This is a genomic window from Pseudorhodoplanes sp., from assembly GCF_035565795.1.
Lineage (GTDB): Bacteria > Pseudomonadota > Alphaproteobacteria > Rhizobiales > Xanthobacteraceae > Pseudorhodoplanes.
The window spans coordinates 1-24996 of the sequence record NZ_DATMRV010000252.1; the positions used below are offsets into that span (position 1 = coordinate 1).

24 protein-coding genes and 3 tRNA genes are annotated in these 24996 nt (G+C 60.8%); 10 read left to right on the forward strand and 17 right to left on the reverse strand.

Going from position 1 to position 24996, the window contains the following annotated elements:
* Positions 1–140 (reverse strand): GTP-binding protein (locus VNZ93_RS22305; protein WP_325710922.1); only part of this gene is annotated, 140 nt, incomplete at its 3' end.
* Between the two features lie 140 nt (positions 141–280).
* Between VNZ93_RS22305 and VNZ93_RS22310 the strand changes: the two genes are divergently transcribed.
* The gene (locus VNZ93_RS22310) at positions 281–841 is read left to right on the forward strand and encodes a class I SAM-dependent methyltransferase (RefSeq protein ID WP_325710562.1); all 561 of its coding nucleotides are present in this window, start codon (positions 281–283) and stop codon (positions 839–841) included.
* 156 nt (positions 842–997) lie between these two features.
* Here VNZ93_RS22310 and VNZ93_RS22315 read toward each other — a convergent pair whose 3' ends face one another.
* Together VNZ93_RS22315 and VNZ93_RS22320 are read right to left on the reverse strand one after the other, a co-directional pair.
* On the reverse strand, positions 998–1726 hold the full coding sequence (locus VNZ93_RS22315) for a hypothetical protein (protein WP_325710565.1): 729 nt from the start codon (positions 1724–1726) through the stop codon (positions 998–1000).
* A 46-nt stretch (positions 1727–1772) separates the two neighbouring features.
* A tRNA-Gly gene (locus VNZ93_RS22320) sits at positions 1773–1846 on the reverse strand.
* Between the two features lie 209 nt (positions 1847–2055).
* Between VNZ93_RS22320 and VNZ93_RS22325 the strand changes: the two genes are divergently transcribed.
* From VNZ93_RS22325 to VNZ93_RS22335, 3 genes are all read left to right on the forward strand, one after another.
* A tRNA-Tyr gene (locus VNZ93_RS22325) sits at positions 2056–2140 on the forward strand.
* A gap of 106 nt (positions 2141–2246) precedes the next feature.
* Positions 2247–3089: a 23S rRNA (guanosine(2251)-2'-O)-methyltransferase RlmB gene (rlmB, locus tag VNZ93_RS22330; RefSeq protein ID WP_325710568.1), complete on the forward strand. Its 843-nt coding sequence runs from the start codon at positions 2247–2249 to the stop codon at positions 3087–3089.
* A gap of 165 nt (positions 3090–3254) precedes the next feature.
* Positions 3255–3467 carry a hypothetical protein gene (locus tag VNZ93_RS22335; RefSeq protein WP_325710571.1) on the forward strand — a complete coding sequence of 71 codons (213 nt, stop codon included), beginning with the start codon at positions 3255–3257 and terminating at the stop codon, positions 3465–3467.
* Between the two features lie 15 nt (positions 3468–3482).
* On the opposite strand, the gene VNZ93_RS22340 is transcribed toward VNZ93_RS22335, so the two are convergent.
* On the reverse strand, positions 3483–3953 hold the full coding sequence (locus VNZ93_RS22340) for a hypothetical protein (RefSeq protein WP_325710573.1): 471 nt from the start codon (positions 3951–3953) through the stop codon (positions 3483–3485).
* A 184-nt stretch (positions 3954–4137) separates the two neighbouring features.
* Between VNZ93_RS22340 and acdA the strand changes: the two genes are divergently transcribed.
* The 4 genes from acdA (at position 4138) to VNZ93_RS22360 (ending at position 6668) form a co-directional block, all read left to right on the forward strand.
* Positions 4138–5364: a 3-sulfinopropanoyl-CoA desulfinase gene (gene acdA / locus VNZ93_RS22345; protein ID WP_325710576.1), complete on the forward strand. Its 1227-nt coding sequence runs from the start codon at positions 4138–4140 to the stop codon at positions 5362–5364.
* 4 nt (positions 5365–5368) lie between these two features.
* Positions 5369–6256 (forward strand): LysR substrate-binding domain-containing protein, encoded by an 888-nt coding sequence (locus VNZ93_RS22350; protein ID WP_325710580.1) that lies wholly within the window; start codon positions 5369–5371, stop codon positions 6254–6256.
* Between the two features lie 80 nt (positions 6257–6336).
* Positions 6337–6411: transfer RNA gene (locus tag VNZ93_RS22355), tRNA-Thr, on the forward strand.
* Between the two features lie 59 nt (positions 6412–6470).
* A complete protein-coding gene (locus tag VNZ93_RS22360; RefSeq protein WP_325710582.1) occupies positions 6471–6668 on the forward strand; it encodes a hypothetical protein in 198 nt (65 codons plus the stop codon).
* Between the two features lie 141 nt (positions 6669–6809).
* On the opposite strand, the gene VNZ93_RS22365 is transcribed toward VNZ93_RS22360, so the two are convergent.
* The 7 genes from VNZ93_RS22365 to VNZ93_RS22395 all read right to left on the reverse strand — a co-directional run bounded on the left by VNZ93_RS22365 (position 6810) and on the right by VNZ93_RS22395 (position 13643).
* On the reverse strand, positions 6810–7613 hold the full coding sequence (locus VNZ93_RS22365; RefSeq protein ID WP_325710585.1) for an MlaD family protein: 804 nt from the start codon (positions 7611–7613) through the stop codon (positions 6810–6812).
* A 13-nt stretch (positions 7614–7626) separates the two neighbouring features.
* Positions 7627–8403 (reverse strand): ABC transporter ATP-binding protein, encoded by a 777-nt coding sequence (locus VNZ93_RS22370; RefSeq protein ID WP_325710588.1) that lies wholly within the window; start codon positions 8401–8403, stop codon positions 7627–7629.
* 2 nt (positions 8404–8405) lie between these two features.
* Positions 8406–9548 (reverse strand): MlaE family lipid ABC transporter permease subunit, encoded by a 1143-nt coding sequence (locus VNZ93_RS22375; protein WP_325710591.1) that lies wholly within the window; start codon positions 9546–9548, stop codon positions 8406–8408.
* 278 nt (positions 9549–9826) lie between these two features.
* Positions 9827–10903 carry a tartrate dehydrogenase gene (locus VNZ93_RS22380; protein ID WP_325710594.1) on the reverse strand — a complete coding sequence of 359 codons (1077 nt, stop codon included), beginning with the start codon at positions 10901–10903 and terminating at the stop codon, positions 9827–9829.
* A gap of 23 nt (positions 10904–10926) precedes the next feature.
* Positions 10927–11808, reverse strand: a complete 882-nt coding sequence (locus VNZ93_RS22385; RefSeq protein WP_325710597.1) for an ABC transporter permease — start codon at positions 11806–11808, stop codon at positions 10927–10929.
* Positions 11801–12619: an ABC transporter ATP-binding protein gene (locus VNZ93_RS22390; RefSeq protein ID WP_325710600.1), complete on the reverse strand. Its 819-nt coding sequence runs from the start codon at positions 12617–12619 to the stop codon at positions 11801–11803. Before VNZ93_RS22390 ends, VNZ93_RS22385 begins: the two co-directional genes overlap by 8 nt.
* A 19-nt stretch (positions 12620–12638) precedes the next feature.
* On the reverse strand, positions 12639–13643 hold the full coding sequence (locus VNZ93_RS22395) for an ABC transporter substrate-binding protein (protein ID WP_325710602.1): 1005 nt from the start codon (positions 13641–13643) through the stop codon (positions 12639–12641).
* Between the two features lie 150 nt (positions 13644–13793).
* Between VNZ93_RS22395 and VNZ93_RS22400 the strand changes: the two genes are divergently transcribed.
* Complete coding sequence (locus tag VNZ93_RS22400) at positions 13794–14507, forward strand: GntR family transcriptional regulator (RefSeq protein WP_325710605.1); 714 nt, start codon at positions 13794–13796, stop codon at positions 14505–14507.
* Between the two features lie 6 nt (positions 14508–14513).
* Here VNZ93_RS22400 and VNZ93_RS22405 read toward each other — a convergent pair whose 3' ends face one another.
* Both VNZ93_RS22405 and VNZ93_RS22410 read right to left on the reverse strand, forming a co-directional pair.
* Entirely contained in the window at positions 14514–16772 is a 2259-nt protein-coding gene (locus tag VNZ93_RS22405) for a fused MFS/spermidine synthase (RefSeq protein ID WP_325710608.1), read from the reverse strand.
* A gap of 146 nt (positions 16773–16918) precedes the next feature.
* Positions 16919–17536, reverse strand: a complete 618-nt coding sequence (locus VNZ93_RS22410) for a DUF1236 domain-containing protein (protein ID WP_325710611.1) — start codon at positions 17534–17536, stop codon at positions 16919–16921.
* A gap of 231 nt (positions 17537–17767) precedes the next feature.
* Between VNZ93_RS22410 and VNZ93_RS22415 the strand changes: the two genes are divergently transcribed.
* A complete protein-coding gene (locus VNZ93_RS22415; RefSeq protein WP_325710613.1) occupies positions 17768–18760 on the forward strand; it encodes an MBL fold metallo-hydrolase in 993 nt (330 codons plus the stop codon).
* Positions 18761–18813: 53 nt separating this feature from the next.
* Here VNZ93_RS22415 and VNZ93_RS22420 read toward each other — a convergent pair whose 3' ends face one another.
* From VNZ93_RS22420 to metF, 4 genes are all read right to left on the reverse strand, one after another.
* The gene (locus VNZ93_RS22420) at positions 18814–19641 is read right to left on the reverse strand and encodes an FTR1 family iron permease (RefSeq protein WP_325710616.1); all 828 of its coding nucleotides are present in this window, start codon (positions 19639–19641) and stop codon (positions 18814–18816) included.
* Positions 19642–19656: 15 nt separating this feature from the next.
* Positions 19657–19998 carry a cupredoxin domain-containing protein gene (locus tag VNZ93_RS22425; RefSeq protein WP_325710619.1) on the reverse strand — a complete coding sequence of 114 codons (342 nt, stop codon included), beginning with the start codon at positions 19996–19998 and terminating at the stop codon, positions 19657–19659.
* Between the two features lie 129 nt (positions 19999–20127).
* Positions 20128–23862 carry a methionine synthase gene (metH, locus tag VNZ93_RS22430; RefSeq protein ID WP_325710925.1) on the reverse strand — a complete coding sequence of 1245 codons (3735 nt, stop codon included), beginning with the start codon at positions 23860–23862 and terminating at the stop codon, positions 20128–20130.
* Positions 23862–24728 carry a methylenetetrahydrofolate reductase [NAD(P)H] gene (gene metF / locus VNZ93_RS22435; protein ID WP_325710622.1) on the reverse strand — a complete coding sequence of 289 codons (867 nt, stop codon included), beginning with the start codon at positions 24726–24728 and terminating at the stop codon, positions 23862–23864. Before metF ends, metH begins: the two co-directional genes overlap by 1 nt.
* Positions 24729–24996: the final 268 nt, after the last annotated feature.

Sequence of the window (24996 nt, forward strand, 5' to 3'; positions counted from 1 at the left end):
TAGGCCGTGAACGTCGCACCGCCCGTCTCCGCCAGCACCTTCGTGATCGCAGCCGTCAATGACGTCTTGCCGTGGTCAACGTGCCCGATCGTTCCAACGTTGCAGTGCGGCTTCTTGCGCTCAAATTTTTCCTTGGCCATGCACCATGCCCTCTGGTTGAAATTTTCGGGGTAAATACAGTGCTTTTAATGCACATGCACCAGTTTTTTTATCGGGATATCGCGGTGGAATAGGTAATATCCAACGGCGATAAATAGCGGCAGACAACACGGGTCTCGCAATGGAGAACGTCAAGATATCCTTCAGGCAGTTGAGCGAGATCGCGTGGCAACAGATATTGAGCGCGACCGCTTTTAAAGCGCATTACGCTCAGGCTGAATTTTTCAGAAAAATTGACGCTCTGGACGAGCTTCGCAAGAAGGCGGATTACAACACAGGCTCGATCTCATCCTCATCGGCCTGGCTGTTATATTCGGCTGCCTTTTATTTCAGACCCTCCAGAATTCTGGAGATCGGCACGTTCATCGGCAAATCGACCCTCTCGCTCGCGATGGGTGCAGATGACCGCGGCGAAATGTGCGAAATCCATACCTGCGACGTCAGCAATGACATCGACTTGCCGGCGACAACACGCAGCAAGATCGTGCAGTACAAGAAAACTTCGAGCACGGCGATGCTGAAACAAATTTCGGAATCCGGCGACTCCCATCAATTTGATTTTGTCCATCTGGACGGGCGAGTTCAACGCGAGGACATCCAGCACATCCGCAGTCTGGTTCATGAAAATGCGGTCATCGCCCTTGATGACTTCGAGGGGTCGAGAAAGGGGTCGCAAATTTAATGCTGTTCAGGGAAAACCAAATTTTTCCCGGACATGCCGTCATTTACCCATGCGAGAAGAACTTGCTGCGCGAAAACAACCTGGGCGACATTTCAACCACGGCACTGTTGGTGCCGGTTCGAACAATACAGATCCTTCCCCAATAACGAGGGGCGCCTAATTCCGCTCAAGGCGGATTTGTGAAAGAACATCCGCTGTTTCCGACTGCCCGTGCTTCGAGTCGGGCCCCTTGAAGTGAAGAATTTTGACGCCGATTTTCTCGATCAGCTCGATCACTTCCCCGGCTCGCAGACCGCGCCGCACTGGAAAATTAAATTTTTCCTCGGGCAATATCCCGAACTTGAATTTCTGCTTTTCATATTCCTGCTTCAGGGAAACCTGATCGCCGTACCAGCGATGAAATCTCTCCGGGAGCGAACGCAAATTCGATAATAGAGATTGAAAAAACTCATCGTTGCCGGTTGCGACGAACGAGAAAACAAAAGGCATCACTTCCGAGATCATTTTGCCCGCGAATTCAGGATAGTACTCCGGATAGTCTGCATTAATGGGAAAATCCTGCTGCCGTTTCGTTACCAGCACTTCGTCGGCCGGCACGGCGGGAAGCTCAAATTTTTCAAGGATAAGCATGTCCGCATCCAGAAACAGTGTCGGACGCTTTAGCTTCAGGCGGGCGCAAGCCTCGAGCCGCGCAACCATAATATGACGATCCAGATGGCTCCGATCGCATCGAGTCACCATCGGTATTGCCGGAGTCGTATCGTCCGTAAGCTGATAGATATCGAGTTCAGGCCCGAAAACCCGGCGCGCCGAACGCACCAGACATTCCGGAATACTGATATCTTCGCCTCTCCAGAAAACTGCCAGATCGAAACTTTGTGTCAAAACACAAGCGCTCCAGCTTCTGCCATTTATCGCAGTAATGAATTTCTGGAGCGGGTGAAGGGAATCGAACCCTCGTCTTCAGCTTGGAAGGCTGTTGCTCTACCATTGAGCTACACCCGCGATTTGCCGGTCTTTTAGGGGTAGCCGGGCTGTTCGCCAAGTCGTTATCGGGTCGGCTATCAAGCCGGTTATCGAGCCGGGTTTTCAGCCAGGCTTTTTCGGCAGCCGGGTTGACATAAAGTGAGCCGCTCCGCATAAACCGGCGCGAAATTTCCGAGCCTTTTCAGCGGTTCTTGCGTTTATCATCTGCCCACGGCCGGAGAGTTTCCGGGGGAGTGTCCCGAGCGGCAAAGGGGGCGGACTGTAAATCCGCTGGCTATGCCTTCGTAGGTTCGAGTCCTACCTCCCCCACCATCCCTCCTACCGCCCGAAAAATCGATTCTGCGTCAGGCGATTCTTGCCGCTAACCTGAATCATGGCCTGAATTTCCAATCGCGCGAGCGAACGGTTAGAAGCCCTTATGCGGACTCAAAAAAATCACGGCGGCGGCAGAAAACCCTGGGACAGAAAAGCCGGGGACAAAAAGCCCTGGGAGCGCGGCGGCAAACGCCCTTTCAAGCGCGGCCCTGCCCGCAGCACCCCGCGCGACCGCGACGGCCCCGCCATTATCTACGGCTGGCACGCCGTCGAAGCGGCGTTGCGTAATCCCAAGCGCCGCATCCTCCGCATCCTCGTCACCCAAAACGGCGAAAAGCGCCTGCAGGAATTCGGCATCAAGCTGAAGGTGACGCCCGAAGTCGTCCGGCCTGAGGCCATCGACCGCGAGCTTTCTCCCGATGCCGTTCACCAGGGCGTCCTTATCGAAGCCGAGCCCCTGCCCGTTCCGGACATCGCTGACATTCCCGCGAACGGCCTTGTGCTGGTGCTCGACCAGATCACCGATCCGCATAATTTCGGCGCCATTGTCCGCAGCGCGGCCGCTTTTGCGGTCGATGCGATCGTCACCACCGCACGCCATAGCCCCGAGGCAACCGGTGTGCTCGCCAAAAGCGCCTCCGGCGGCCTCGAACACGTGCCGCTGGTGCTTGTGCAAAATCTTGCGCGCGCGCTTCTGGAACTTCGCGGCCGCGGCTTTCAGCTCGTGGGGCTCGCCGAAGAGGGTGAAACGGATCTTTCCGACGCCAAGTTGAAAGCGCCGCTCGCGCTCATTATGGGCGCCGAGGGCAAGGGTCTGCGCCAGCTCACGCGCGAAACCTGCGACCTTCTCGCGCGCCTCGACATGCCGGGCGAGATCAAGAGCCTCAATGTTTCAAATGCAGCCGCGCTGGCACTCTATATTGCGCGACGAGCGGCGCGGCCCTGACGCCGTTCATTTGCAACGTCCATGGTATCATCGTCAGCGCCGATTCCACCAATGCCTGCCATATATGAAATAATTGATTTGTGATCGACAAAAGTATTGCATTGAAAAAGTACCGCGATAACCTGCGCCCCACATTCGAAAGCCAAGCGTGAGAGAGCTGGCCCTATGCGACGCAATGAAATTGAGCAACAGCGTTCCGAGTTGATCGAGCACCTCCAGAACATTCCCCTCGATGGCAAACGGCTCAACCCGCTTTATCGCAAGGCAAAGCTGCTCCTGACGAAAAAGTGGATTCGCACACCGGCCGTGCACCGTGTCGGTCTCCTCAAGGCCGCGATCTGGCTGATCAGCGTCGCCGACAACAACCCGTTCGTCTGACGAATCTCGAATCGATCAGCGCCGGCGGCGATTGACGTCGACCTCCGGCGCGACGATCACCGACGGTCCCTCCGGCGCCGGGTCTGTCGCCGGTGCCGGCGCAGAATCCGATCCCGTTCCCCACGAGCGATAGTAAGGCTCCGGCGCGACCGGACGGATCTGCGGCTTCGCGCGATAGGCATTCGGATCGCGCTGATTGCTCGGGTAGAAATCCGGATCGCGCGCAGGCGCTGGCGCGTTGTTCGAATAACTTCCGGGAAAATACGAAGCGCCCTCGTTCTTGCTGACGATGCCGCCGCCGTAGCGATACGGGCGCTCGATCAGAACGGGCAGGCCCGGCCGGTACATCCCCCAATCGCGATAGGTAATCGTTCCGTCCGGCCACAGGAGCGGCTCATTATCCGCGCGCACCGGCCCGCTCGGAGCCATAACGCTCATCGCAACAATGCCCAGCATTACAACCGCCAATGCGATCACACGATTCACGGAAAGCCCCTTTCGCGAGCCGCGATCATCCCATGCAATTCCTCAAAGAGAGTTACCGCCGAAAATCCGGCCTGGCCGCTTAAAGTCCGCTTTTTTCGCTTGCTGGCTGTCAGGGGGCGGCTCTGTTATCCAATAAAGAGCAATTCCGGGGCGGATTTCCGCTTTCCAGCGTAAGGCATTACCGATGGATCTTGGCCTCTCACCCTCAGAACTCGCCCTTCAGGCGCGCGCCCGCAAATTCGCCAACGATGTCGCGAGGAAGCGCGGCATCGAAATCGACCGCAGCGGCGAATATCCGTGGGATGTCGTCGAGGCAATGAAGGCCGAGGGCTTTCTCGGCATGACGATCCCGCGCGAATACGGCGGCCAGGGCGCCTCTTTCCTCGACGCTGTGCTGGTGATCGAGGAACTCGGCAAGGCCTGTACCGTCGCCTCGCGTATCGCCGTCGAAACCAATATGGGCGCGATCTCGAGCGTGATGCATTACGGCAGCGAAGCGCAAAAGCGCCTCGCGGCCGAACTCGTGCTCGGCGGCGACAAGCCCGCCATCTGCATCACCGAGCCTGACGCCGGCAGCGACGCCATGCACATGCAGACGCGCGCCGACAAACGCGGCGGCAAATACATCATCAATGGCCGCAAGCACTGGATCACCGGCGCGGGCGTCTCGAAGCTGCACCTCATCTTCGCGAAAGTCTTCGACGAGCAGAACCGCCCGCTCGGCATCGGCGGCTTCCTTGCTGTGCGCGAAAAGGACAAGGGGCTGAAATTCGTCCGGCGCGAGCCGACCATGGGGTTGCGCGGCATGCCCGAAGGCGAGCTTGCTTTCGAGAACCTCGAAGTCTCCGCCGATATGATGCTGACGCCGCCATCGGGCATCAAACGCGGCTTCGCCGACCTGATGAACGCATATAATTCGCAGCGTGTCGGCGCCGGCACTGTGGCGCTTGGCGTTGCCGGCGGCGCGTTCGACTACGCACTCGAATGGATCAAGACGCGCGAACAGTTCGGAAGGCCGATCGCGGAATTTCAGGGCCTGCAATGGATGCTGGCCGACATGCAGGTGGCGCTTACCGCCTCGCGGCTGATGCTCTATACCGCTGCGCGCTCGAAAGGCGCGAACGGCAGCCCCTTCCCCGATCCGGAACTCGCGGCGCAAGCCAAAATCTACGCCGCGGAAGCTGCGATCAAGATCGTCAACGACGCGCTGCAGTTTTACGGCGCGCGCGGTTATTCCAACAATTTCCCGGTCGAGCGCATGGCGCGCGACGTGCGCATGTTCACCATCGGCGGCGGCACGGCGCAGGTATTGCGCACGCTCGTTGCTTCCAAGGTGCTCGGCTGGAAACTGCCGCAAACACGCGAAGGCTATCTCGACATCGCCAACAGGAAGCAACCCGCCGCGGAATGAACGCATGACGCTCGAACAGCTTCGGATTTTTGTCGCGGTCGCCGAGTGCGAGCATGTCACCCATGCCGCGCAAAAGCTCAATCTCACGCAATCGGCGGTCAGCGCCGCCGTCTCCGCGCTTGAATCGCGTCACACGGTAAAGCTTTTCAGCCGCGTCGGCCGCGGCATCGAGCTGACCGACGCCGGCCGCCTCTTTCTCGACGAAGCGCGCGCCATTCTCGCCCGCACCCGCGCGGCGGAAGTCGCGCTTGCCGAGCTGAGCGGCCTCGAGCGCGGCACGCTTGCGATCCATGCGAGCCAAACGATTGCGAGCTACTGGCTGCCGCTGCACATCGTCCGTTTCCGCAAGGTTCACCCCGGCGTGAAGATCGAGCTTGCCGCCGGCAACAGCACACAAGTCGCCGAAGCGGTGCAGCACGGCGCCGCCGATATCGGCTTCGTCGAAGGGCGGATCGAAGCCGAAAATCTGATGCAGCAGGCGATTGCGCGCGATCGCCTCATCATCGTGGCAGACCCCAAACACCTTGCGTCGAAACGGCGGATCAGCGCGTCCGACTTGCCGAACCTCGATTGGGTGCTGCGCGAACCGGGCTCGGGAACGCGATCCGAATTCGAGGAGGCGCTGAAGCGCTGGAAACTCTCAATCGGTCAGCTCAACGTCGTTCTCGAGCTTCCGTCCAACGAGGCCGTCCGCATGGCGGTCGAAGCGGGAGCTGGCGCCACTGCAATTTCCGAACTCGTCGCCGCTCGCGGCATCGCGCTCGGCAAGCTGAAAGCGATTCCGCTGCAACTGCCCGAGCGCGCCTTCACCGTGCTGCGTCATCGCGAGCGCTATCTCAGCAAGGCGGCGCGCGCTTTTCTCGACGAGATCAAGGGAAAATCCGCTCATTAACGCGCCGTTGAAAGCGGCGCGCTAAACTTCATGTCTGTACGCGAGCCGGAAAATCTGATTATTTGCGGCCGCATAAAATTGCCGGATTAGCTCAGCGGTAGAGCAGCGGTTTTGTAAACCGAAGGTCGGGGGTTCAATCCCCTCATCCGGCACCAGTTTTCGCTTCTCTAGCAACTCGTATCGTTTGAGCCTAGAATACGGAATGATTACGAGGTTGCCACCCCTTTCCGAGAGGGCAGAATATATCCATCTGACCGTTCACGACGACAAGGATCTTGCCGAACTCAGCTTCGTCAGACCTGCCGGCTCGCGGATATCGGTGATGATCCCGCTCAATCAGTTGAAAGAGCTGTACGAGGACATCGCCGATAAATACGCGGCTGAAATACGGGCGCCCCGGCAAAAAAAGTAAGCCCGCTTTTTCTCCTGGCTCCGTTGCCGAACCGTTCTTCGAACATCGCCGCGCGGAACAATCCCGGCGCAAGACCGGGGTCAGGCAGGAGATATCGAGCGTCCTCTGGCGATTGCGGGAGCTAGCGCGGATAGCGCGAGATTAACGCCCGCCTCCGCCGAACAGGATCCGCGACGGGTTCTTCGCAAGCTCCGAAATCGACTTGCCGATGACCTGCACCTGCGCGGTCGAGGTCTTCATCAGCGTATTGAAGTGCCCGCTCATCTCCGCCGTGCGCTTGTCGACGTTTTCCACCATCTCCTTGCCCGACACCATCAGATCCTTGCCGGATGCCATGAAATCCTTTGCTGAAGCCGTCGCATCCTTGGTGTTGGCGATGATCGAATCCAGGTTTTCGGAATTCTTCGCCAGCGTGTCGCTGAACTTCGCGAGGTTCTGGATCGCCTTGCGCAAGTCTTCCTGATTGGCGGTGATGACGGCATCGGCCCGCGCCAGCACGTCGCGCGCGGCCTGCATCGCGTCCTGGCTCGCGCCGATATCGGCGCGCAGGCTCGGCGGCTCGCCCTCCTCCTTTTCGAGCAGCGGCGCCGTGGTCGAAATGCCCTTCAGCGATACGGCGGCGATGCCGGTCAGGCCGGTGAACTCGAGGCCGACATAGGTATCTGAGCGAATGGGAGTTGCCTTGTTGACGATGATCAGCGCCGTCACCTGTGACGGCGCATCAGGATCGAGCTTGAGCGCCGTCACTTCGCCGACACGGATGCCGTTGAACAGCACCGAGCTTCCGACCCGCAGACCCGAGACGGCGCCGTCGAAGATCACGCGATACGCCACGCCGGTCTTCTTGTCCGATGTGTGGTGGATCCAGAACACGAAGCCGAACGCAGCGGCGATCGCAGCGAAGGTGAACAATCCGATCAGGACGTAATGCGCTTTGCGTTCCATCGTTATTCTCCGCCTATTGCTTGCCTTGCTGGCCAACGCGCGCCCGCGCGCCATGGAAATATGATTTGAGCCAGGGCTCCTCCGACGCCAGCATCACGTCGATATTGCCGACGACGCCGATCTTGCCGTTGAGCAGAACCGCAATACGGTCGCAGGTCGCGTAGAGGCTGTCGAGGTCATGCGTCACCATGAAAATCGCCATTTGCGACGCCCGTTGCAGGGTCAGGATCAACTGGTCGAATTCATGGGCGCTGATCGGGTCGAGGCCGGAGGTCGGCTCGTCAAGAAACAGGATTTCGGGGTCCAGGGCGAGCGCGCGGGCAAGCGCGACGCGCTTGATCATGCCGCCCGAAAGCTCCGAAGGGTACTTGCGGTAGACATCGGGTTTCAGGCCCACCATCTCGAGCTTGGTGATCGCCATTTCGGTCATCAGCCGCGGCGAAAGATCGAGATATTCCAGCATCGGGAATTCGACGTTCTGCCCGACCGTGAGCGAGGAAAACAGCGCACCCTGCTGGAAGAGAATGCCCCAGCGCCGCTCGATATTGCGCCGCTCGTCTTCGTCGAGGCCGTCGAGGTTCGTTCCGAATACCTCGATTTTGCCCGCCTGCTTCGGCAGCAGGCCAACGATCGTGCGCGTCAGCACCGATTTGCCCGCGCCCGAAGCACCGACGAAACCGAGGATTTCACCGCGATACACGTCGAGCGTGATGCCGTCGAGGATACGGTTCGAGTTCAACTCGACCACCACATCCTTGACCTGAATGACCGGCTCGGAAGCTTTTGCCATCGTCACAATCCGATCGACGCGAAGAACATGGCAAACAGGCCGTCGAGCACGATGACGAGGAAGATCGCCTTCACGACAGAGTTCGTCGTGCGCTCGCCGAGCGACTCGGCGCTGCCCTTGACCTGCAGGCCTTCGACGCAGGCGACAATGCCGATGACGAGCGCCATGAACGGCGCCTTCCACATGCCGACCTTGAAGGATTCGATCGAGATCGCTTCGCGCAATCGCGACATGAATACTTCCGGCGCGATGCCGCCATAGAGCCACGCCACCAGCCCGCCGCCGTAAAGCGCGGCAAGCGCGCCGAACAAGGTCAGGATCGGAACCGCGATCACGATCGCGAGGATGCGCGGCAGGATCAGCACCTCGATCGGGTCGAAGCCCATGGTGCGCAACGCGTCGATCTCCTCGCGCATCTTCATCGCGCCGATCTCGGCGGTATAGGAGCTCCCCGAGCGGCCCGCGACCATGATGCAGACGATCAGCACCGCGAGTTCGCGCAGCACAAGAACGCCCACCATATCGACGACATAAATGTCGGCGCCGAACTTGCGGAAATGGAAAATGCCCTGCTGCGCCAGGATCGCGCCGATCAAAAGCGTGATCAGCAGGATGATCGGCAGCGCATGCCAGCCGACCCGCTCGATGTGATTGACCATCGAGGTGAAACGAAAGCGCGACGGATGCCGCAGCACGCGGAAGAACGCGACGATTACCGAGCCGACCATCTGCGCGAGCAGCACGAGATCGTCGAACACCGCCGACATCGTGCGGCCGACGCTCTCGAGTGTCGCGATGATCGAGTTGGGTTTCTTCGGCGGCGCCGACAGTTGTTGTGTGCCGGCCTGCACCTTGTCGAACAGGCTCTGGAAATTCTCGTTGAGGCCGATGAGCTTCGCTTCGAGCCCCTGCCCGTTCCACGTGCGCAACGCGCGTTCGATCAGCCACGCGCCGAATGAATCGAGCCGCTCGATCTTTTCGGTGTCGAGCGCGACCGTTCGCGCCGGCAGGTTCGGCCGCGTGGCTGCATCGATCAGCGATTCAAGCGCCGCCGCATTCTCGGCCGTCCACACGCCGGCGGCGGCGAAAGCGAGATGATCGCGGCCCGACTCGCCGCTCAGCAACGTCAAAGTTCCCGCCGTCACGAAGCCGCTCCCTCACCGAGGCGAAGACAGAACTTGCTGTGCGGCACGTGCCGTCACACGAGACCATGACGATCGAACGAGCGGAAAATTTTCGGAACGGCATCGTGCGTCCGGCAGATAACTGCCGAGCGCGGCTCCGGGTATCCGCCACCCGTCAAACCTTTGGCCTCGCGGATATGCTTAACAAATCGCTAAGAATTCGAAACGCGATTTACCTTATTAGGTTAATGAAAAGTTAACGGCCGCAGGGGCTTAGCGAATAACGCGGGAAACCCGCGTTATTCGTTGCCTCCCTCGATCGACTTGATGACCGCATCGGTCACCTGCCGCGTCGTCGCCTTACCGCCGAGATCGGGCGTATGCAGGCTTTTATCGGCGGTCACCCGCTCGACCGCCTTCATCAGGCGCGCGCCCGCTTCCTTCTCGCCGAGATGATCGAGCATCATTGTCGCGGTCCAGAAAGTGCCGGTCGGGTTCGCAATCCCCTTCCCGGTGATGTCGAAGGCCGAACCGTGGATCGGTTCGAACATCGACGGAAATTTGCGCTCGGGATTGATGTTCGCCGTCGGCGCGATGCCGAGCGAGCCCGCAAGCGCCGCCGCAAGATCCGACAGAACGTCGGCATGCAGATTGGTGGCAACGATGGTGTCGAGCGTCTCGGGACGAAGCGTCATGCGCATCGTCATCGCATCCACCAACATCTTGTCCCATTTTACGTCAGGGAATTCCTGCGCGACTTCAAGCGCGATGTCGTCCCACATCACCATGCCGTGACGCTGCGCGTTCGACTTCGTGACGATGGTGAGCTGTTTGCGCGGCCGCGACCGCGCAAGCTCGAATGCGAAGCGAATGATGCGCGCGACGCCGGTGCGGGTGAAAACCGCAACGTCGGTCGCCGTTTCTTCCGGCAGGCCGCGATGCACGCGCCCGCCGACGCCGGCATATTCGCCTTCCGAATTCTCGCGCACGATCACCCAGTCGAGCTCCGGCCCGGTGACGGCGCGCAGCGGGCTGACGATGCCCGGCAGAATGCGCGTCGGGCGCACATTGGCATATTGATCGAACGGCTGGCAGATCGCGAGCCGCAGCCCCCAAAGCGTGATGTGATCCGGCACATCCGGCGCGCCGACAGCGCCGAAGAAAATGGCGTCGTGATTCTTGATCTGCTCGCGACCGCCTTCCGGCATCATCACGCCATGCTTTTTGTAATAATCCGAACCCCAATCGAAGTGGTCGAACTTGAAGGCGAATTTGCCTTCGCGCTTGGCAAGCGCGTTCAGCACTTCGATACCGGCCGCGATCACTTCCTTGCCGATGCCGTCGCCCGGAATGGCTGCGATTTTGTAGGTCTTCATTGTCTTGTCTTTCGATTGAGAGGTTAGTTCTGCATGCCCCACTTCTTCACGGTGCGCGCTTCGATCACACGGAAGATCAGGTTCTCGACGAGAAAGCCGATGAGGATCACCGAGAGAAGCCCGGCGAACACGCCGGGAATTTCAAGCTGGTTCTTGTTCTCGTAGATGTACCAGCCAAGGCCGCCGGAGCCGGACGACACGCCGAACACAAGCTCGGCCGCGATCAAGGTGCGCCAGGCGAAGGCCCAGCCGATCTTGAGACCGGTCAGGATGCTCGGGAACGCCGCCGGGATGAGAATTTTCGTGATGTAGGAAATGCCGGAGAGCCCGTAATTGCGCCCGACCATTCGCATCGTCGTCGAGACCGATTTGAATCCCGAATGCGTGTTGAGCGCGACCGCCCACAGCACCGCATGGATCAGCACGAAGATGAGGCTCGCATTGCCGAGGCCAAACCACAGCAGCGAAAGCGGCAAGAGCGCGATCGAGGGCAGCGGGTTGAACATCGAGGTCAGCGTTTCCAGAAAATCTTGCCCGACTTGCGTGCCGATAGCGATGCCGGTCAGAATCGCGGCGAGCAACAGCCCGATCGCATAGCCCTGCAACAGGAGGCTCAGCGAGAACCAGGCGCGCTTCAGCAGGCCGCCCGATTGAATGCCCTCGACGAGCGCGCTGAATGTCTGCGTCAATGTCGGAAACAACAGCACGTTGTTGAGATGCATTGCATAGATCTGCCACGCCGCCGCGAGCGCCAGCAGGATGAAACATTTGCGGACCCAGTTGAGGTCGTAAATGCGCTCGATCAGCGACAGCGGCTTTTCGACAACGCCATAGGATTTTGAAATGCCGGTTTCACGGATGAATTCCGGCCGTGTCAGGGAAAGGTCAGCCGATTGCTCAGACATGGACCGCCTCCTCTTCGACTTCGTCGGCGAACAGCAGCTTGTGAATGCGCTCGGAAAGCGCGACCCCGGTTTTCGGGTCCGGCTCGTCGGAGCCGGTCGAATTCAGCTCGGCTTTCACCTCGCCGGGATGCGGCGACAACAAAAGAATGCGGCTGCCGATCTTCACCGCTTCGGGAATGGAATGCGTCACGAACAGGATCGTGAACTTCGTCCCCTCCCATAGCTGCAACAATTCGTCCTGCATCTTGCGGCGTGTCAGCGCGTCGAGCGCGGCGAACGGCTCGTCCATCAGCAGAATATCCGGCTCCATCGCCATGCCGCGCGCGATCGCGACGCGCGCCTTCATGCCGCCCGAGAGCATGTGAGGATATGTATCGGCGAAATTGCCGAGATTGACCTTCTCGATGTACTGCATCGCGCGCTCGTCGGCAGCCTTGCCTTTGAGCCGCCCGCTCGATGTGAGTGCGAAGGTTACGTTTTCTTTCACCGTCTTCCACGGCAGGAGCTGGTCGAACTCCTGAAACACCATCATGCGGTCGGGACCGGGTTTGCCGATCTCCTTCCCCTTCAGCGTGATGCGCCCTTCGACCGGCTTCATGTATCCGCCGATCGCCTTCAGGATCGTCGATTTGCCGCAACCCGAAGGTCCGAGCAGCACGAAGCGATCGGATTTCAGCACGTTGAAATCGACCCGGTAACACGCGGTGACGAGATGCTCCTTGGTCTTGTACTGGAGCGTCACGCCTTCGACGGAAAGATGCGGATCGGGCGCGGTATATCCCGCGCCCGATGTCTGGTTCTGCAACACCATCGGACTTTCCTGACCTCGATCAGCTGCCGTTCATGCCGTGCAGTTCGGGGAACCACATGTCCTGCCACTTTTCAGGCGCGGCCGGGATGCGCTTCACCTTGGCGAGGAATTGCGCGATCGGCAGCGTCTTGTGCGGCTCGACGGTGTTCTTCACCAGCGGATCGTTCAGAATTTGCAGCAGGAACTCGACCGTCTCCTTGGTCTTGGTGATGCGCTTGTAGTCCTCGGCCGCTTTCTTCTTGTCCTTGTTGATGATGTCCATCGACTCCTTTAGCGCGTCGAAGAACGCCTTGTAGGCTTTCGGATTCTCGTTGCGGAACTTGCTCGTCGCCCACACGACGTTGAACGTCGCCGGCCCGCCGAGAATCTCGTAGTTATTCAGCACCGTATGAATCTTCGGGTCGGTACGCTCGGTGTACTGGAACGGCGGCGACGAGAAATGCGCATTGATGCCGGCGCTGCCGGACATCAGGGCCGTCATCGCCTCGGGATGCGGCATCGACACGGTGAGCGAGTCGTATTTCTCGTAATTCGCTTCGCCGAATTCCTTGGCGCAGGCGATCTGCAACAGAAGCGCCTGCGTCGAGATTTTCACCGAGGTGACGGCGATCTTGTCCTTTTCCGACAGATCCGAAAGCTTTTTCACGTTCGGATTGGACGAAACGAGATCGACCGGCATGTCGTTGAGCGCCGCAACGCCGTGAATGGCGAGCGGCGTATTGCGCGTCTTCGCCCACAACGTCGAAAGGCTGGGCACGCCGCCTGCCCCGAAATCAATGCCGCCTGAAAGCAGCGCATCGTTCATCGCGCTCGGGCCGCCGAGCGTAACCCAGGAAACTTTCATATCGGTGAGGCCGGCTGCCGCCGCGTGTTTCTCGACGAGCTTCTGATCTTCCATGATCATCAGCGGCAGATAGCTCAGGCCATATTGCTTGGAAGCACGAATGTGATTGGTTTCCGCCGCGGCGGGCGAAAGCATGGCCGCGAGCGTACAGGCGATCAGAAAAATTCGCGTATTGAACATCGGTTTTGCTCCCTGATTTCGGTGCGCGGTTGATCCGCGCCGGCTTTTTATGAAATCTTGCATGCAAGCTTGCACGCAAGTATCGTCACTCAATCCGCCGCCTGTCAACCGGGAAAGACATGCGGCTCATGAAAGAGCCAGAGCGAACCTGTGCCGTCCGCTGTTTTGAGAAAACGCAAGAATGCACGCCCCGCCCATTCCGGCTCGCGGGTCGAAAACGCCTATGCCGCGTTGAAGTCGGCGATCCGCGAAAATATCTATCCGCCCGGTCACTTCGCCGCCGAAAATGAAGTCGCAAATCAACTCGGCATGAGCCGCACGCCGGTCCACGAGGCCGCGATCCGCCTGCAGGAAGAAGGGCTGGTTGAAGTTCTTCCGCGCCGCGGCATCCTCGTGCGCGCGATATCTCATCGCGACATTCGCGAAACCTACGAGCTGACGATCGCGCTCGAGAGCATGGCCGCCGAAGTTCTCGCGGCGCGCTCTTCTTCTCCTGATGTGAACAGGATCATCGCGCGTCTCGAGACCGAAACGAAAGCGATGGAGAGCGCGATCAAGAAAAACGACCTCGATAAATGGGCTGCCGCCGACGACCGCTTTCATGAAATCCTGACCGGCGAATGCGGCAATGGCCGCCTCTCCCGCATGGCCTCGACCATTCGCGACCAGACGCATCGCGCCCGTTTGCTCACGCTGCGGCTGCGGCCATTGCCGGTAAAATCCGCGCCGGAGCACCGTGCCATCATCGAAGCGATCCGCAAGGGCGATCCCGCGGCCGCGGCAAAAACAGCCGGCGCGCACAGGCGCCGCGCCAGCGAGATCATGATTCCGCTGCTTCAGAAATTCTCGACGCCGAACGCTTAGGGCCCGCTACTCCCGCGAGTGCCGGATCATCGCGCCGACGACATTGGAATAATCGTCGGTCCACACCCGCTGATCCGGATCCGGCTCGAGCGGTTCCCATCCGCTATCGGGCTCCTGTAGCGCCCCGAAATCTTCTTCGTCGCGCGCGCTTGCCGTCACGGTCGAAGTGTAGAGATAGCGCGAATTGTCTTCCTTCTCGTCGAGCTGCGAATTGATGCGCGTGCGCAAGCCGTTGGCGTCCGCGATGCCCGCGACAATCGAGGCCAATTCGAGATAGCGGTTCGAGATATGCAGCACGATCATGCCGCGCGGCGCGAGCTTCGCGAGATAGGCCGCCATCGCCTCCTGCGTCAGCAGATGAATCGGGATCGCGTCGGAGGAAAAGGCATCGACGATGATGATGTCGTAGCCGCCATCCGGCGCATCGCCGATCGTCAGCCGCGCATCGCCCAGCACGATCCTGGCCTGCGGCGCGCAAATCGGTTGAAACGAGAAAAACTTCGGATTGGTTGCGACATCGATGATGCTCTGGTCGATCTCATAAAATGTCAGCCGGTCATTCGGCCGCGCGTAACAGGCAAGCGTCCCGGTGCCGAGGCCGACCACGGCCATGTTAAGCGGCCCGGTCTTTTTCTGACGCGCCGCCTCGATCGTTTTCGCCATGCCGGAATTGGCGTGATAGTAGGTCAGCGGCACCGGCCTTGCGCCCGGCATTTGCACCGTCTCGCTGATGGCCTCCGCGCCATGAATCGTCGTGCCGTGCAACAGAACACGATAATAGCCGCTCGCCGATTGATAGATCTTGTGAACGCCGAAGAAATTACGGACCGTCTGCCCTGCTCCGGATTCCATCATGACCGAACACAGCAACGCAAAGCCGATGACCGCGGCAAACTTCAGCGGGTCGCGCAGCAAAATGACCGCGACAAGCATGATCGTGGCGAAAATGGCGAGCAGCGCCGTCGAGTCCGGCGCATTATCCGAGCGCAAATAGCTTGTTATCGCGATGGCGAACAGCGTGGCCGCAATGAACCAGATCAGGCGGCCGCGCGCGGTGTCGCCGTCGAAAAGGCCGGGCCGGCACAATAGCCCCGCGACGATCAGGAGCGGATATTCGGCGATCCAGTTAAAGATGTAAGGCGCAAGCAGCCCCGCGAAGATGCCCCCGGCCATGCCGCCGAACGACATCCAGAGATAAAACGCAGTCAGATAACGCGCCGCCGGGCGGCGCCGCGCGAGCTCGCCGTGGCAAACAAGCGCGGTGATGGCGAAGGCCACGATATTGATCGCGATCGTCGTGAAGATCGAATCCGTCTGCCCCTTGAGATAAACGCCGGTCAGAAGCGCGATCACGACCGGCTGCGCAGCCAGCGCAAGCCGATGCGGAATAAGCGGGCGCCGCTGGAAGACGATCACATAGGTCGCCAGATAAAGAGCAAGCGGAATGACCCACAGCAGCGGCGTGGAGCCGACATCGGTTGAAATGTGCGACGTCACCGCGATCAGGAAAGCCGACGGCACCGCGGCGAGTGCTGTCCATGTCAGCGCATCGCGTATCGTTGGCGGCGTGCTGTCGTCACGCTGTTTGCCAGCAGCGGCCTGCGGCTGCCCGTTGCTCCATACCAGCGCGCCGCAAATCGTGATCAGGCCGATCAGCACATAAAAGCCGCCGGACCAGTAAAGCCGTTGCTCGTATAGCTGCGTGAACGGCTCGGCCAGCAACGGATAGCCGAGCAGCGCGAGGAAACTTCCGACGTTGCTCGCCGCATATAAAAAATAAGGATCGCTCGCCGCCGGATGATGCGAGCGCGCGAACCATGCCTGCAGAAGCGGCGAGTTCGCCGCGAGCGCGAAGAACGGCAGGCCCACCGAAACCGAGAACAAGCCGATGAGATAAAACGCCTCGCCGTGTGCCGGCGGCCTGCCCCAGCCTTCGGCAATCGACAGCGGCAGCGCGGCCACCGCGGCCAGCATCACCGCGAGATGAACGGCGATCGCGTAGCGCAGCGGAAGATAACGCGTCAGCAAATGCGCATAAGCATAGCCCGCGAGCAGCACCGCCTGGAAAAACACCATCGCCACCGACCAGACCGAAGGCGAGCCGCCGAAGCGCGGCAGCACGAGCTTGGTAAACAGCGGTTGCACGGCGAACAGAAGTGACGCGCTGACAAAAATCGCCGCAATGAAAGCGGCGAGCAGCAGTCCGTTGGGCGCGGCAACCCCTGCCGCCTTGGCGGTGTGACGCTTCGCCGGTACGGAATCCATTCTTGTTTCGCCGTGGTGTGAGGGCGGAAGGCAGGATCAGGCGCGAACAATCATGCCACCAACCCGCCGGAAACAAAACGCCGCCGATGCCGCACCAACAGGAGAAAAGGCGGCAAGTGCCGCCCTCTCCTTCGTTCACTGGCTTGTTACAGGGGGATAATCGCTACGATCTCCCAGGTGTCGGGATCGATGATGATGAGCTGGTCGCCGACCACGACATACTTATAGCCTTCATAGCCCGGCACGTAGCCGTAGAAATCGCTGGGGATGTCATAAACGGTGTAGTCACGCGGCACGAAACTTCCGATGACGATCGGCCAGCTTACCCGCGCGACACGATGGAAGTGGTGGCGGTGTCCGCGATAATAGCTCCGGATCCGCGTGCGCTGACGATCGTTGAAGTGCGCCCGGCGGTGCTGCCGCTCGCGCGCTTTGGTCTGGTGGTTGCGCCAGTTACGGCGCTCGATCTGACGATTACCCTGGCGAGCCCGGTTGCGGGTCACGCTGCCGCGATCATGTGCGCGATGGCCGCGCTGCGTATTCGCTCGGTGATGCCGTACTCGCTGATGAGCGCGCGGCGCACGGTGAGCGCGCGGAGCCGAGCGGTGTGCACGCGGCGCTGAATGCGCTCGCGACCCGCCGCCTCTGGCGTGCGAGCCGGAAGACTTGTGCTGTGGCGCAGCATCCGAAGCCGACGGCACGGCAACGAGCAGCAATGACGCGCCGAACACCGCGGCGGCAAGCAGTGGCTTGTTCAGTTTCATCAATACATCCTTCTCATTCCTACCAGTCCAGGGAAGAAACGTTTTAGGCTTGTGCCGGTTCCACACGCAGATTTGAACGGCAGGATTTCGAGATGACGGTAACGGCTTCAGCTTCCGCGCCGTCCGGCAAGCGCCGCCCCCTGTCGAAAAATGCGGCGCGCGGCTATGATCGTCTCAGGTTTCTGAAACCCACTTTACGCCAATCATCAACGCCATTTCGGGAGAACGACAATGACCGGGATCAACCGTCGCATGATGCTGGCCGGCGCAGCCGCCGGCGCCACCGCCGCCATGCTGCCGGGCGCCAAGCCTGCACGCGCCGCGCTGCCTTTGCAGGGCAAACAGAATCCGGGCTGGTATCGCTACAAGGTCGGCGACTATGAAGTCACCGTCGTCACCGACGGCGCGGGCACTTTTCCGCTGCCGGACAAATTCGTCGTCAACGCGAGCAAGGACCAGGTCGCGGCCGAGCTTGCGAAGCATCACCTCGATCCGGCGAAGATCACCGTTCCCTTCACGCCGATCGTCATCAACACCGGCTCGAAGCTGGTGCTGATCGACACCGGCTACGGCGAGGAAGCGGCGAAGAAGCCGAACGCAACGACCGGGCAAGTTACCGCCAACCTGAAAGCCGCCGGCATCGATCCCGCGAACATCGATATCGTCATCATCTCGCATTTCCACGGCGACCACGTGAACGGCTTGCTGAACGCGGAGAAAAAGCTCGCCTATCCGAACGCCGAAGTCATGGTGCCGGCCGTCGAATGGAAATACTGGACCGACGACGGCGAAATGAGCCGCGCGCCCGAAGGCCGCATGCAGGGTCTGTTCAAATCGAACCGCGCGATCTTCGATGCTCTCAATCGCAAGGTCACGCCTTACGAATGGAACAAGGAAGTGATCCCCGGCCTCACCGCGATCGGCACGCCGGGCCATACGCCGGGCCACACTTCGTATGTGCTCGCCTCCGGCAACGGCAAGGTGTTCATCCAGTCGGATGTCACGAACGTGCCATTCCTGTTCGTCAGCAATCCCGGCTGGCACGCCGGCTACGACCAGGATGGCGACTTGGCGGAGGCCACGCGCCGCAAGACCTACGACATGATCGTCGCGGAGAAGCTGCCCGTGCAGGGCTTCCACTACCCCTTCCCCGGCCTTGGCCATCTCGAGAAAGCCGGCGACGGCTATCGCCTCGTGCCGATGCCGTGGAATCCGGTAATCTGAAAATCGGTTTGATTTTCCGCAGGCTCAATAAAGGCCGCTCTCGCGAGCGGCCTTTATCTTGATGAACTCGCGAGCACCCGCGCGGGCGCCACGGCTTTCATCAGCACAAATGTGAGCGCAAGCACCGCAAGATAAACGATGACCTGCATTCCGCTGGGATGATCATTGTAGCCAATGAGCGTGTGCAGCACCCGGCCTAACATTCCGGAATCGGACAACAGCCACGACGAGTCCCACAACGCGTTGCTCAACGCTGTGAGCACATCGGCCTGCTGCAGGAAGGCAACCGTTTGCGAGGCAAGACCCGCAGCCAGCAGCGCGATCATTCCGCTCGTTGCAGCGAACAGATAGCGGCCGGGAATTCGCAACAGGCCCAGATAGGTAAGCGCACTTATAGCCGCGCCGAGCAGAAGGCCGGCGATTCCGCCGCCGAACACGCTCGCAAATGAATCGCCGCCGGAGGCGAGGATGCCGTACAGGAACAGCACCACCTCCGAGCCCTCGCGTAGCACCGCTACTCCGCATACGATCGAAAGAGCGAGCAGCGTTCGCGAGCCGCTTGCCACCGATTGCCCGAGCGATCTTGCTTCCGTGGCAAGCTCGCGGCCGTGGGAGGACATCCACACATTGTGCCAGGTCAGCATCACCACGGCGGTACCGAGAACGGCGGCGTTGAAAAGCTCCTGCCCCATGCCGGCAAAAGCTTCGGTAATGCCTTGTATGAAAAGCGCCACGAGGCACGCGCCGATAAAACCGGCGAAGATGCCTCCGGCGATCCACCGTCCGCGCCCCGGCACCGATGCAGTCGCCGCCATCACGATGCCGACAATGATTCCGGCCTCGATGACTTCGCGAAAGACGACGATAAGAGCGGCAAGCATGTTACGCTCGATCAGCTACTTCGCGACGATTTCGCCTTTATTCGACTTGTTGAAGTCGTCGTAGAAGGAATAGGTGCCCGCCTTGAGCGGCTTCATATTGATCGTCGCCGTAGCGCCGGGTGCGATGATCTTCTCGAAACGCGGGTTGCGGCTCTCGATCTCCATCGCGACTGCGTCCGCGTTCTTCACCACCAGCTTGAAAAGCTTGTCCGCCGGAACGTTGATGGTCGACGGATCAAACTTCTTGTTCTTGACCACAATGTTGATCGTCGCGTCCTGCGCCGCCGCCGGCTGCGCGAGAATTGCCCCGAAGATGGCGGCAAAAGCGATCGCTGAGAGAAACAGTTTCGTTTTCATGTCATGAGTCCCAATCTATCCGCAGCGGCATACACCACTCGGTGTCATGCCGTTATCGGATAAATAGCAGAAAATTCGAAAGACAAATGTTCGCGATTGAAGATTAGAATTCATCTAATCGACAACGGACTATGCCACTTCGCGCGCGAGACGCGCCGGATTGTACGAGAGCGAAGGCGCGAGCCACTTCTCGATTTCCTTCACCGTCATGCCCTTGCGCCTCGCATAGTCCTCGACCTGATCGCGGTCGATACGCCCAACGCCGAAGTAAGCGCTTTCGGGATGCGAATAGTAGAAGCCCGACACCGAGGCGCCCGGCCACATCGCGAAGCTTTCGGTGATCTCGACGCCGATCTGCTTTTGCGCATCGAGAAGCTTGAACAGTATGCCCTTCTCGGTGTGATCCGGTTGCGCCGGATACCCCGGCGCCGGCCGGATGCCGCGATACTTCTCCTCGATCAGCTCGTCGTTCGTCAGCTTCTCGTCCGGCGCATAACCCCAAAACTCGGTGCGCACGCGCTGGTGCATCCGCTCGGCAAACGACTCCGCGAGACGATCGGAGAGCGCCTTCATCAGGATCGCATCATAATCATTGTTCTGGCCCTTGAGCGCTTGCGATCTCTCGACCTCGCCGATGCCGGCGGTGACGACGAAGGCGCCGACATAATCCGGCACGCCGGTTGAGAGCGGCGCGACGTAATCCGCGAGCGCAAGATTGGCTCGCCCGCCGCCCGTGCGCGCCATCTGCTGGCGCAGCGTATGCAGCGTCGCGATCTTTTCCTTGCGCGTATCGTCCTTGAACAGCACGACATCGTCGCCGTCGGCATTGGCCGGCCAGAAACCGATTGCCGCGCGCGCCTCGACCCAGTTTTCCTTCACCATGCGCTCGAGCATCTTCTGCGCGTCTTCATAAAGCCCGCGCGCCGCGGCGCCGTACTTTTCGTCTTCAAGGATGCGCGGGAATGCGCCCTTCAGCTCCCACGACTGGAAGAACGGCGTCCAGTCGATCGTGCGCGTCAATTCCGCGAGGTCGTATTTCTTGAAATAGCGCGTGCCGAGGAATTTCGGCTTTGGCGGCGTGTAGTTCGAGAAATCGAGCTTGAGCCCGTTCTCGCGCGCCTGTGCGATCGGCGCGCGCGCCTTGTTGTCCTCGGCGCGTGCATGGGCATCCGCGAGTTTCTCGTATTCGGCACGGGTCTCGGACATATATTGCTTGCGCTGCTCAGGGTTGAGCAGCGTCGAGACGACGCCGACCGCGCGGCTCGCGTCGGTGACATAGACCGCCTGCCCGCGCACGTAATTCGGCGCGACCTTGACCGCGGTATGCACGCGGCTTGTCGTCGCCCCGCCGATCAGGAGCGGCAGGTCGAAGCCTTCGCGTTCCATTTCGGCCGCGACGTTGCACATCTCGTCGAGCGACGGCGTGATCAGGCCCGAAAGGCCGATGATATCGACCTTCTCCTTGCGTGCCGTTTCCAGAATCTTCTGCACCGGCACCATCACGCCGAGATCGATGACCTGATAATTGTTACACTGCAGCACGACGCCGACGATGTTCTTGCCGATGTCATGGACGTCGCCCTTGACCGTCGCGAGCAAAATCTTGCCCGGCGGCGGCTCGTCGGCGTAGCCCTTCTCTTCTTTTTCTTTTTCCATGAACGGCAGCAGGTAAGCCACCGCCTGCTTCATGACGCGCGCCGACTTCACCACCTGCGGCAGGAACATCTTGCCTGAGCCGAAGAGATCGCCGACGATATTCATGCCGGCCATCAGCGGGCCCTCGATGACATGGAGCGGACGCTCGGCCTTCTGCCGCGCTTCTTCGGTATCCTGTTCGATGAACTGCGTGATGCCGTTCACCAGCGCGTGCGAAATGCGCTCCTCCACCGTTCCTTCGCGCCACGAAAGATCGGCTTCCTTCTTCTCCTTGCCGCCGCCCTTGTATTGCTCGGCAAGCGAGAGCAGCCGCTCGGTCGCGTCCGGGCGCCGGTTGAGCACGACATCCTCGCAGGCTTCGCGCAGCTCCGGTTTGAGATCGTCATAGACCGCGAGCTGACCCGCGTTGACGATGCCCATGTCCATGCCGGCCTTGATCGCATGATAGAGAAAGACCGCATGCATCGCCTCGCGCACGGCCTCGTTGCCGCGGAACGAAAACGAGAGGTTCGAGACGCCGCCCGAGATGTGAACATGCGGCAGATTCTCGCGGATCCATCTCGCCGCCTCGATGAAGGTGACGCCGTAATTGGAATGTTCCTCAATGCCCGTCGCGACCGCGAAGATGTTCGGGTCGAAGATGATGTCTTCGGGCGGGAAGCCGACTTCCTCGGTGAGAATCTTGTAGGCCCGCGCGCAAATCTGCGTCTTGCGCTCGAACGTATCGGCCTGGCCCTGCTCGTCGAAGGCCATCACGACAACCGCCGCGCCATAGGCACGCACCAGCCGGGCGTGATGCCTGAAAACCTCCTCGCCCTCTTTCATCGAGATCGAGTTGACGATGCTCTTGCCCTGCACGCACTTCAGGCCGGCTTCGATGATCGACCACTTCGAGGAGTCGATCATGATCGGCACCTTGGCGATATCCGGCTCCGACGCGATGAGGTTGAGGAAATTCACCATCGCCTTTTCGGAGTCGAGCAGGCCTTCGTCCATGTTGACGTCGATGACCTGCGCGCCGTTCTCGACCTGATCGCGCGCGATGGCGAGCGCCGCGGGAAAATCGTCGGCGGTGATCAGCTTGCGGAATTTCGCCGAGCCGGTGACGTTGGTGCGTTCGCCGACATTCACGAACGGAATTTCCGGCGTCAGGATAAACGGTTCGAGGCCGGAGAGCCGCAGCCGCGGCGCGATCGTCGGGATCGCGCGCGGCTTGTGATCCTTCACGGCCCTGGCAATGGCCGCGATATGCGCCGGCGTGGTGCCGCAGCAGCCGCCGACGATATTGACAAGGCCGGCGGCGGCGAATTCGCCGAGCAGGTCGGCCATCGCCTCGGGGCTCTCGTCATAGAGCCCGAACTCGTTCGGCAGGCCGGCATTCGGATAGGCGCAGACCAGCGTGTCGGCGACCTTGCCGAGCGACTGGATGTGGGCGCGCATCTCCTTGGCGCCGAGCGCGCAGTTGAGGCCGACCGAGACCGGCGCGGCGTGACGCACCGAATGCCAGAAGGCTTCCGGCGTCTGGCCCGAGAGCAGGCGGCCGGACATGTCGGTGATCGTGCCGGAGATCATCACCGGCACGTCGACGCCGCGCGCCTCGCAGATTTCGGAGATCGCGTAGAGCGCCGCCTTGGCGTTGAGCGTGTCGAAGATGGTTTCGAGCAGCAGCAGATCGGCGCCGCCGTCGAGCAGACCCTTGATCTGCTCGCCATAGGCGGCGCGCAGATCGTCGAAGGTCACCGCGCGATAGCCGGGATTGGACACGTCCGGCGAGATCGAGGCGGTGCGGTTGGTCGGGCCGATGGCGCCGGCGACGAAGCGGCGGCGACCGTCTTCCTTCTCCGCCTGCGCGGCGGCGGCGCGCACCAGTTTCGCGCCTTCGACGTTGAGTTCGTAGGCGATGTCCTGCAGGCCGTAATCGGCCTGGGCGATCGACGTCGAGGAGAACGTATTGGTGCAGACGATGTCGGCGCCGGCGCGGAAATAGGCGAGATGGATATCGCGGATCGAATCCGGCCGACTGATGTTCAGCAAATCGTTGTTGCCGCGCACGTCGCGGTTCCAGGCGTCGAAACGCGCGCCGCGGAAATCCTGCTCGTTGAATTTGAGCTCCTGGATCATCGTACCCATGGCACCGTCGAGCACCAGGATGCGTTCGGCGGCGGCGGCGCGCAGGGCGGTTTCGGTTGTCGAGAACTTGCGTTTCATCATGCCGCCTTTGCCTTCGCGGCGGCCGGCGCGCGCAAGCCGAGCAGATGGCAGATCGCGTAGACGAGGTCGGCGCGGTTCATCGTGTAGAAATGGAAATCGTCGACGCCGCGCTTGACGAGATCGAGCACCTGCTCGGCAGCGACCGTTGCGGCGATCAGCTTGCGGGTCGCCGGATCGTCGTCGAGCCCGTCGAAGCGCTTCGCCAGCCAGGCCGGCACCGAGGCCCCGGCGCGCCGGGCAAAGGTCGTGGCGGCCTTGAAGTTCTGCACCGGCAGGATGCCCGGCACGATCGGGATATCGATGCCGCGCGCCCGCACGCGATCGAGATAGCGGAAGTACAGATCGTTCTCGAAGAAGAACTGGGTGATGGCGCGCGTCGCGCCGGCATCGACCTTGGCCTTCAGCATGTCGATGTCGGCATCGACGCTCGGACTTTCCGGATGCTTCTCCGGATAGGCGGAGACGGACACTTCAAAGTCGGCGATGCTGCGGATGCCGCGCACCAGATCGGCGGTGCCCCGATAGCCGCCGGGATGCGGCGCATAGGCGGCGCCGATGCCGTCGGGCGGATCGCCGCGCAGCGCCACGATATGGCGGACTCCGGCGGCGTGATAGTCGCGCACCACCGCGTCGACATCTTCGCGGCTGGCGCCGACGCAGGTCAGATGCGCCGCCGGCTTGAGGTCGGTGTCGTTGACGATCCGCCGGACGGTCGCATGGGTGCGCTCCCGCGTGGAGCCGCCGGCGCCATAGGTCACCGAGACGAAGTTCGGCGCCAGCGGCGCGAGGCGGGCGATCGCCTCCCACAGCGATTGCTCCATCTCCGCGGTCTTGGACGGAAAAAACTCAAAGGAAACGTGCATTCACCGGGCCCTTGCGCCAACCATGAAGGTGGGCAAATGCCCACATCAAAATATTTCTGATAAATAGTGGGATACCCGAATTCACCCGACGATGCAAACCGGCGACGGCCAGATGCTATCCGTGCGGTATTTTCGGCAAAGCCGGTTCCGGCGCCACACCGGCAAGCGCCCGGTGGGCAGAGACGCGGACCGGGGCTGGTGAGGCGCGGCGCGCCCTGCCGCGTGCGTTAGCCCTAACCCTTAATGACACTTATAAGTTGCAATTGAT

Bases quoted from the DNA above. Each gene is read 5' to 3' on its own strand.
- VNZ93_RS22310 (WP_325710562.1), top strand. From the start codon at position 281: ATGGAGAACGTCAAGATATCCTTCAGGCAGTTGAGCGAGATCGCGTGG.
- rlmB (WP_325710568.1), top strand. From the start codon at position 2,247: ATGCGGACTCAAAAAAATCACGGCGGCGGCAGAAAACCCTGGGACAGA.
- VNZ93_RS22335 (WP_325710571.1), top strand. From the start codon at position 3,255: ATGCGACGCAATGAAATTGAGCAACAGCGTTCCGAGTTGATCGAGCAC.
- acdA (WP_325710576.1), top strand. From the start codon at position 4,138: ATGGATCTTGGCCTCTCACCCTCAGAACTCGCCCTTCAGGCGCGCGCC.
- VNZ93_RS22350 (WP_325710580.1), top strand. From the start codon at position 5,369: ATGACGCTCGAACAGCTTCGGATTTTTGTCGCGGTCGCCGAGTGCGAG.
- VNZ93_RS22365 (WP_325710585.1), bottom strand. From the start codon at position 7,613: ATGGAACGCAAAGCGCATTACGTCCTGATCGGATTGTTCACCTTCGCT.
- VNZ93_RS22370 (WP_325710588.1), bottom strand. From the start codon at position 8,403: ATGGCAAAAGCTTCCGAGCCGGTCATTCAGGTCAAGGATGTGGTGGTC.
- VNZ93_RS22380 (WP_325710594.1), bottom strand. From the start codon at position 10,903: ATGAAGACCTACAAAATCGCAGCCATTCCGGGCGACGGCATCGGCAAG.
- VNZ93_RS22385 (WP_325710597.1), bottom strand. From the start codon at position 11,808: ATGTCTGAGCAATCGGCTGACCTTTCCCTGACACGGCCGGAATTCATC.
- VNZ93_RS22390 (WP_325710600.1), bottom strand. From the start codon at position 12,619: ATGGTGTTGCAGAACCAGACATCGGGCGCGGGATATACCGCGCCCGAT.
- VNZ93_RS22395 (WP_325710602.1), bottom strand. From the start codon at position 13,643: ATGTTCAATACGCGAATTTTTCTGATCGCCTGTACGCTCGCGGCCATG.
- VNZ93_RS22405 (WP_325710608.1), bottom strand. From the start codon at position 16,772: ATGGATTCCGTACCGGCGAAGCGTCACACCGCCAAGGCGGCAGGGGTT.
- VNZ93_RS22410 (WP_325710611.1), bottom strand. From the start codon at position 17,536: ATGAAACTGAACAAGCCACTGCTTGCCGCCGCGGTGTTCGGCGCGTCA.
- VNZ93_RS22415 (WP_325710613.1), top strand. From the start codon at position 17,768: ATGACCGGGATCAACCGTCGCATGATGCTGGCCGGCGCAGCCGCCGGC.
- VNZ93_RS22420 (WP_325710616.1), bottom strand. From the start codon at position 19,641: ATGCTTGCCGCTCTTATCGTCGTCTTTCGCGAAGTCATCGAGGCCGGA.
- VNZ93_RS22425 (WP_325710619.1), bottom strand. From the start codon at position 19,998: ATGAAAACGAAACTGTTTCTCTCAGCGATCGCTTTTGCCGCCATCTTC.
- metH (WP_325710925.1), bottom strand. From the start codon at position 23,862: ATGAAACGCAAGTTCTCGACAACCGAAACCGCCCTGCGCGCCGCCGCC.
- metF (WP_325710622.1), bottom strand. From the start codon at position 24,728: ATGCACGTTTCCTTTGAGTTTTTTCCGTCCAAGACCGCGGAGATGGAG.